Here is a 7,776-nt window from a genome sequence, read left to right on the forward strand (position 1 = left end):
GTCGAGATCGTGATACCACGCGCCTTTTCTTCGGGCGCGGCGTCGATCGAGGAGTAATCCTTGAACTCGCCACCGAAGCGCTCTGCACCGATCTTGGTCAGTGCGGCGGTCAGCGTGGTCTTGCCATGGTCGACGTGGCCGATGGTGCCGACGTTGACGTGCGGCTTGGTACGTTCGAACTTACCCTTGGACATGGCTGCTTCTTCTCGGTAACAGGTTGGTTATGCACTATCGGCAAGATGGTGCTCACGAAAGGAATCGAACCTTCGACCTCCTCCTTACCAAGGAGGTGCTCTACCGACTGAGCTACGTGAGCGAGTTGTCTATTATGACGTGTTTTTTTTGCTTTGTTCAATGGAGCGGGAGACGGGAATCGAACCCGCACCATCAGCTTGGAAGGCTGAGGTTCTACCGTTGAACTACTCCCGCATCGGGAACACACGTCACAACATGAAACTGGTGGAGGGAGGTGGATTCGAACCACCGAAGGCGTAAGCCAGCAGATTTACAGTCTGCCCCCGTTGGCCGCTTGGGTATCCCTCCATTCCACTCCCTTGTCTAGGACCGCGGCCTTGCCGGTCAGGGGTGGGTGAGCCCGCTATTTTGGTGATGAGTGCCGATGCTGTCAACAGAAATCTTCACATTCGATGAAAATTTTTTTACAGCACCGGCGATGCCCATCAACAACGCATCACTCGCCGGGCATTTTAAGCTTTTCGTCGGCAAAAATGGCAACGTGCGGCACACCATCTGCACCGATCCAGCCGCGATACATGCCTTCGGTGTTGAACGGGGTTGCCGCCTTGCCATCAGCCGACAGCACGATGGCGCCACCATCACCGCCCAACTCAGGCACGCGCTTGACGATGACCCCCTCGCCCGCCTGGGCCGGGGTCTCGTGCAGGTACTTCATGCGCGAGCAGATTTCATGCGCTGCCGCCAGGCGGATATAGAACTCGCCCCAGCCGGTGCCCGATACCGCGCACTGGTCACTGGCATAGGTGCCGGCGCCGATGATCGGCGAGTCGCCCACACGGCCATAGCGCTTGTTGGTCATGCCACCGGTCGACGTGCCTGCAGCCAGCTTGCCCTGGCTGTCCAGCGCTATCGCCCCCACCGTGCCGAAATGCTTGGCCGTTTCCAGGTCGACATGCGCCTGGCCTGCGGCCTCTTCCTTCAGCGCACGCTGCAGCTGTTCCCAGCGCTTCTCGGTGCGGAAATAGGAGGGATCAACCAACTCGATCTTCTGCTCGGCGGCAAACATCTCGGCGCCCTGCCCGACCATCATGACGTGTGGGGAATGCTCCATCACCGCCTGCGCCAGCAGGATCGGGTTCTTCACCGTGTGCACGCCGGCCACCGCACCCGCGCGCAGGGTGGCACCGTCCATCAGCGAGGCATCAAGTTCGTTCTTGCCATCATGGGTGAACACCGCGCCACGCCCGGCGTTGAAGGTGGGATCGTTCTCCAGCACGGTGATTGCCGCGGTGACTGCGTCCAGGGCCGGCTTGCCCGCCAGCAGTGCTTCATGCCCCTTGCGCAGGGCCTCGGTCAATGCAGCACGCGCGGCACGCTCTTCCTCGGCACTGAAATCCTTGCGCTCCACGCCGGCACCGCCGTGGATCACCAACAAGGGGGACGGTGCAGCCGCCAACGCAGCCCCCGAAGACAACGACGCCAGGCCCAGCAGTACCGCGGAAGTCAGCTTCATGTTTCTTCACTCCGGAATGGAATCTGGATTCTAGGCACGCCGGGCCCTGCCTGAACAGCACGCGCACCCAACTTGCTCGGCTTTCGTCACTGGCGCACCACCTGACGCCGCCTCCAATGCAACAGACACGCACAAAAAAGGGGCCGAAGCCCCCGTTGTAGTGCCCTGCCCCGCACTCAGTGCGGCAGCAGTTGCAGATGGCCATTTTTCACATGCGCCACTGCGGTGAAAGCCGGGTTGTCCACCTTGAACCCATCCAGATGAAGGACACTGTGCTTGCCCACGCCGGTCACCGGCACCGCGCTGTAATCCAGCGGCTGGCCCGCAACCATGCGCTCGGGCGCATGTCGCGGCATCACCAGCCATGCATAGCCATCGCCCAATGCGTAGACGCGCCCGCGGCCGTCCGCTTCCACGCACAGGGCGGCATCCTCGTCCACGCCCAGGCCGACAACCTCGTTGCTGCCCGATGCCTGCGCCGCACGCGCGACGAACGTGATCAGGCGCCCAAGCCGGTCGCGCCGCGCAAAGTGCGTGTCGGTGACCACCTTGGACAGGTAGGGCATGGCCAGGAAGCCCTCGGCAAGGGTGATCTCGCTGCCCATCGGGTTGGCCAGCGCGGTGGCCGAGTCGACGCTGCCACCGTCCAGTGCGCCATAGGCATGGTGCCCGAGCACTGCCAGGCCTGCGCTGGTACCACCAATCGGCTTGCCTGCGCGCACATGGGCATCCAGCAGCTTGTTCAACTCGGTGCCCTGCCAGAAGCGCACGTAGCGCGCCTGGTCACCACCGGCAAGGAAGATGGCATCGGCGTCACGCACCATCTGCAGCACCTTTGGATCATCGGCGGCCTTGCGGTCCTCGAACACCAAGGTCTGTACGGCGGTAACGCCACCGATATCGTTGTAGAGCTCTTTCTGCATGTTGTCGTCGCCGGACGCACGCAGGATCACCACGCGGCCGTGGCCGGCACGCTCAACCCACCAATGGAATGCTTCCGGCACCCAGTCACCGCCGCCCATCAACAACATCGCAGGCTGCGTCCGCGCAGGGCGCGGGGCCTTGATGTCGCCAATTTCGTAGTAGTGATAGCCAGGTCCACCGCTGGCCGGCGCGGCCTGCACATTGGTAACACCTGCAACCACCATCACTGCACCGGCAAGCAACACGCGCTGCAGCCAGGAACTCTTACGTTTCAGCACTTGAAGCCAATCCCGAGGTAATCGTTTGCAGCCGTAATGCCAGACTTTAAGGCAGTGGTCAACCGTGTAAAAAACGTGTTAGATGCCATTACCCCGATCACAAATCTGACACGGGCGGCCGGCATTTCCCCACATGCCGGAGGGAAGAAGTCCAGAACACTTTTCATCAGAGAGCTGATTCATGCGTAAGCACGCAATGGTGTGTTCAATCCAACTGGCCCTGTTGTCGATGGCCGCCCCCGCCCTGGCCCAATCCGCCCAGGAACAACCCCAACAACTGGATACCGTGCAGGTCACCGGTTCGCGCATCCCGCGCGCACAGGTGGAGGGCCCTGCGCCGGTCACGGTGGTGACCGCCGAGCAGATCAAGTCTGCCGGTTTCACCTCGGTCCCGGACGTGTTGCGCTCGCTGAGCCAGAACAGCGGCAGCACCCAGGGACAGCAGAACACCACTGGCGCCCAGTCCACTCCTGGCGCGCAGGCGGTCGACCTGCGCGGCCTGGGGCCGAATCACACCCTTGTCCTGGTCAACGGCCGCCGTATCGCGGACTTCCCGCTGCCGCTCAATGGCCGCAGCAACTTCACCGACGTCGGCAATATTCCGCTGGGCATGATTGACCGGATTGAAGTACTGACCGGCAGCGCCTCGGCCGTGTATGGCTCCGACGCAATGGCTGGTGTCATCAACTTCATCCTTAAGAAATCCACGGATGGCACCACCTTCGACTACCGTTTTGGCGACACCAGCCATGGCGGTGGTTCATCGCAGAATCTGACGATCACCACCGGCTTTGAGCAAGACAACTTCAGCGGCATCGTCGGTGTAGAGCTGATCGACAAGCGCCCGCTGTGGGGCACCGATCGCAGCGTACAGGATTCGACACTGGACTCGCCGGCTGCGGAACGCCGGCTGCCGCGCCTGATCGCCCAGTTGCAGAACTGGGACGACGACGAAAACATCGCCCCTGAGGACGGTTGCGCGGCGATGGCCGGCCTCAACGGCGGCACCACCGTGCTCGCCGAGAACGACTACGGCCCGTATTGCGGAAGCGAGCGTGCCATTGCCTATCGCACCATCCAGAACGAGCGCAAGGGCTTCAACGCCTATGGTTCGTTCGAATACCGCTTCAACGATGCGCTGTCATGGTTCGCCGATATCCAGCTTGGCCAACAGAAAGTCAAGCTGCTGACCGGCACCAACGGCAATGATGTCGCCAGCGACCACATGGGTTGGGAGTTCCATGACCCGAACTCGACCGGCAATTACCGCAACAAGATCTTCTACAACGCCACCACCGAGCGTTACGAGAACTGGGCGCGCCAGTTCACCCCGGAGGAAGTGGGCGGCCTGCGCAACCGCATGAATACCACCACCCAGAAGACGTTTGCGGTGACCACCGGCCTGAAGGGCATATTCGCCTACGAATGGAACTGGGAGGCGGCCTACAACCACTCCCAGTACAAGGCTGACGTCAAGATGCCGCGCATCAAGGCGGCCGCAGCCAATCGCCTGTTCCTGGGCGAACTGCAGGGCTATGACGATGACGGCATCGCGATCTACACCCCGGATCCGGCAAGGCTGTTCACGCCACTGACCGAGGCCGAGTTCGCCTCGATCGCAGCAATGTCCACATTCCACCCGGAAGCCAAGAACGACAACCTCAGCTTCACGGTAGACAACGCCTCACTGTTCTCGATGCCCGCTGGCGATGTCGGCTTCGCAGGCGCCGTGGAATACGGCAAGCAGTCCTATAAGATCAACCCCGATCCACTGGCATTGACCGAAGACGCCTACTACGGCCCCCGGTACGGCGATGGCCATGGCGACCGCAATCACTGGAGTGCGGCCGGTGAATTACGCGTGCCGCTGGCCTCAAGCCTGCAGGCAAGCGCGGCCGGGCGTTATGACCGCTACAGCTACGGCAACAAAAACCCGGGCAAGCTCACCTACAGCGCCGGCTTGGAATGGCGCCCGCTGGATACCTTGCTGCTGCGCAGCTCATACGGCACAGGCTTCCGCGCGCCGGACATGCACTACCTGTTTGCCGGGAACGACTACTACCGCACCCGCTTCGCCACCGACTACTTGGCCTGCCGTACGGACAATGCCGGTGCCACGGACGGCGAATGCTACGACCGCGACTTTGGCAACTACGACGTCAGCACGTTCGACGTCTACAGCGGGAACATGCAACTGGACGAGGAAACTAGCAAATCGTTCTCGGCTGGTTTCGTCTGGTCGCCGGTGGCCAACTTCGATCTAGCGGTGGATTACTACAAGATCCGCATCGAAAACCAGGTGCAAACCCAGGACCGCGAGCTGCTCCGCATCCAGGAAGCCGACTGTCGCCTGGGCAAGACCGATACCGGCGCAGCAGTGGACATCAACTCGCCGACCTGCGTCGATGCGCTGGCCCGCGTGATCCGCGATGCGGACGGCAACATCACCAGCGTGCACTTCGGTCCGATCAACATCGCCAACGAAGAAACCTCGGGCATCGACGTGGCCGCCAACTATCGTCTGCAGACGGCAAACGCGGGCGACTTCAGCTTCACTGGGCAGTACAACTGGACTCACCGCCACACCCGCCAACAGTATCCCGGTGACCCGAAGGAAGACATGCTCGATGTCAGCTTCAGCGCCACAACGCTACCGCGGGTGAAATCGAACCTGGGCGTGAGCTGGGACAAGGGTGCCTGGGGCGCCAGCCTGTTCGGCAGCTATCTGGGCAGGGTTGCCAACTACGATAACGATGCATGGACCGAGGCCACCTGGCGCTTCAATGCGGGCGCGCGTTACGACATCACTGACCACCTGCGGGTGTCTCTGTCGGTCAACAACCTGTTCAACAAGATGCCGCCGAAGGACTCGACTTGGTCGAACTACCCGTACTACGACACCTCGTGGTTCGACAGCATGGGCCGCAGCTACTACCTGCAGCTGACCTGGAAGTTGGGCGGCAAGGCGCTGTAAGGCCAGTCTCCATGTAGTGTCAACAAGGCCCGCCAATGGCGGGCCTTGTTGTTTGTATGGATTGCGTATTCCGGCAGAAGCTGGAGCACAGCGTGCCGGGAAGGCACAGGGGCAATTCTTCTCCGCAACGGACGTAGCCCGGGTAAGCGCAGCGCACCCGGGAGCTTTCGGTTGCTACCCGACCTTGCGCGCATCGGTCATCCCCCGGGTGCGCTGCGCTTACCCGGGCTACGCAGTTGCGATCTTTCTCCACAGCGGCTGTGCGCAATCGATGGAGAAGGCTGTGGACAAGCCCGTGCAGGCCCTGTGCTGCAATGCTCTCGGAGCCATGGTGAATATTTCACCAGCATTTCCGGATGCTCCGCGATGCTTCCCGATAAAAGCGACCCGAACCGCAAAGCGCATGCACCCCCCGGTTGCACAAACGGCCGCGATTTCAGCAATGTCGGCCTTGCGCCCCACAGCATCCCCACAAAGCCGTTGTGCAAGCCCACCCAAGGACGCTCACGCGTTGTCGCGCCGGCTGCTTCCCGGGTGCGCTGCGCTTACCCGGGCTACAACCCCGGGTGATCCGACCTTCAGGGCAGAATCGCTTCTCCACAGCGGCTGTGTGCAATGGATGGAGAAGGCTGTGGACAAGCCTGCGCAGCCCTTGCGCGACAAGGGTTTCAAGAATGTGGTGAAAATTTGATCAGGCTACACAGCGCGGATACGACAAGGCCCCGCAATGCGGGGCCTTGTGGATGCAGCAACGTCGCGGAGGATCAGACGTTGAAGCGGAAGTGCAGCACGTCGCCTTCCTTGACGATGTAGTCCTTGCCTTCCAGGCGCAGGCGGCCGGCTTCCTTGGCGCCCTGCTCACCCTTGAGATTGATGAAATCGTCATAGGCGATGGTTTCGGCGCGGATGAAGCCACGCTCGAAGTCGGTATGGATCACGCCTGCCGCCTGCGGTGCGGTCGAACCGGCACGCAGCTGCCATGCGCGGACTTCCTTCACACCGGCGGTGAAGTACGTCTGCAGGCCGAGCAGCTTGTAACCGGCGCGGATCACGCGGTTCAGGCCCGGCTCGTCCAGGCCGAGATCCTTGAGGAACTCGTCGCGGTCGGCGTCTTCCAGCTGCGCCAGTTCTTCCTCGATCGCCGCACACACCGGCACCACCTCGGCGCCTTCGGCTTCGGCACGCGCGCGCACCGCATCCAGGTGCGGGTTGTTCTCGAACCCATCCTCGGCGACGTTGGCGATGTACATCAGCGGCTTGAGGGTGATCAGGAACATGTCGCGGATCAATGCCTTCTCGTCGGCATCAAGGCCCGCCGAACGTGCCGACTTGCCCTGATCCAGCACCGATGCCAGCTTTTCCAGCACCGGCTTGCGGGCCAGTGCGTCCTTGTCGTTGGCCTTGGCGGCGCGGGTGGCGCGGTCCAGTGCTTTCAGCACCGACTCCAGGTCGGCCAGCGCCAGCTCGGTGTCGATGGTTTCGATGTCCGCGATCGGGTCGACCTTGTTGGCGACGTGGATGACGTTGCCATCCTCAAAGCAACGCACCACGTGGGCGATGGCGTCGGTTTCGCGGATGTGGGCCAGGAACTTGTTGCCCAGGCCTTCACCCTTGGACGCACCGGCAACCAGGCCGGCGATGTCGACGAACTCCATCGTGGTCGGGATCACCCGCTCCGGCTTGACGATGGCTGCCAGCGCCTCAAGGCGCGGGTCCGGCACCGGCACGACGCCGGTGTTCGGCTCGATCGTGCAGAACGGGAAGTTGGCCGCAGCGATACCCGCCTTGGTCAGCGCATTGAACAGGGTCGACTTGCCGACATTGGGCAGACCGACGATGCCGCATTTGATACCCATGGTGCTGTCCTTCGGGAATGGGGAATGGAGAAT

5 protein-coding genes and 3 tRNA genes are annotated in these 7,776 nt (G+C 62.0%); 1 reads left to right on the forward strand and 7 read right to left on the reverse strand.

Features of this window, described 5'->3' with window-relative positions; genetic code table 11:
- The 6 genes from B2527_RS12260 to B2527_RS12285 all read right to left on the reverse strand — a co-directional run.
- Nucleotides 1–194, reverse strand: a 194-nt coding sequence (locus tag B2527_RS12260) for a GTP-binding protein (RefSeq protein ID WP_293705984.1), incomplete at its 3' end; no start/stop codon positions are given.
- Between the two features lie 46 nt (nucleotides 195–240).
- Nucleotides 241–316: transfer RNA gene (locus B2527_RS12265), tRNA-Thr, on the reverse strand.
- A 39-nt stretch (nucleotides 317–355) separates the two neighbouring features.
- Nucleotides 356–429 (reverse strand) — tRNA-Gly (locus tag B2527_RS12270).
- Between the two features lie 28 nt (nucleotides 430–457).
- Nucleotides 458–543, reverse strand: a tRNA-Tyr gene (locus B2527_RS12275).
- Between the two features lie 148 nt (nucleotides 544–691).
- Nucleotides 692–1,711, reverse strand: coding sequence for an isoaspartyl peptidase/L-asparaginase family protein (locus B2527_RS12280; protein ID WP_293713900.1), 1,020 nt, complete (start codon nucleotides 1,709–1,711; stop codon nucleotides 692–694).
- A gap of 176 nt (nucleotides 1,712–1,887) precedes the next feature.
- Nucleotides 1,888–2,859, reverse strand: coding sequence for a cyanophycinase (locus tag B2527_RS12285; protein WP_293713918.1), 972 nt, complete (start codon nucleotides 2,857–2,859; stop codon nucleotides 1,888–1,890).
- 235 nt (nucleotides 2,860–3,094) lie between these two features.
- Between B2527_RS12285 and B2527_RS12290 the strand changes: the two genes are divergently transcribed.
- Nucleotides 3,095–5,887, forward strand: coding sequence for a TonB-dependent receptor plug domain-containing protein (locus B2527_RS12290; protein ID WP_293713902.1), 2,793 nt, complete (start codon nucleotides 3,095–3,097; stop codon nucleotides 5,885–5,887).
- A gap of 764 nt (nucleotides 5,888–6,651) precedes the next feature.
- On the opposite strand, the gene ychF is transcribed toward B2527_RS12290, so the two are convergent.
- Nucleotides 6,652–7,743, reverse strand: coding sequence for a redox-regulated ATPase YchF (gene ychF / locus B2527_RS12295; RefSeq protein WP_293713904.1), 1,092 nt, complete (start codon nucleotides 7,741–7,743; stop codon nucleotides 6,652–6,654).
- Nucleotides 7,744–7,776: the final 33 nt, after the last annotated feature.

Source organism: Stenotrophomonas sp. UBA7606 (assembly GCF_002477705.1).
In the GTDB taxonomy this organism is placed as follows: domain Bacteria; phylum Pseudomonadota; class Gammaproteobacteria; order Xanthomonadales; family Xanthomonadaceae; genus Stenotrophomonas.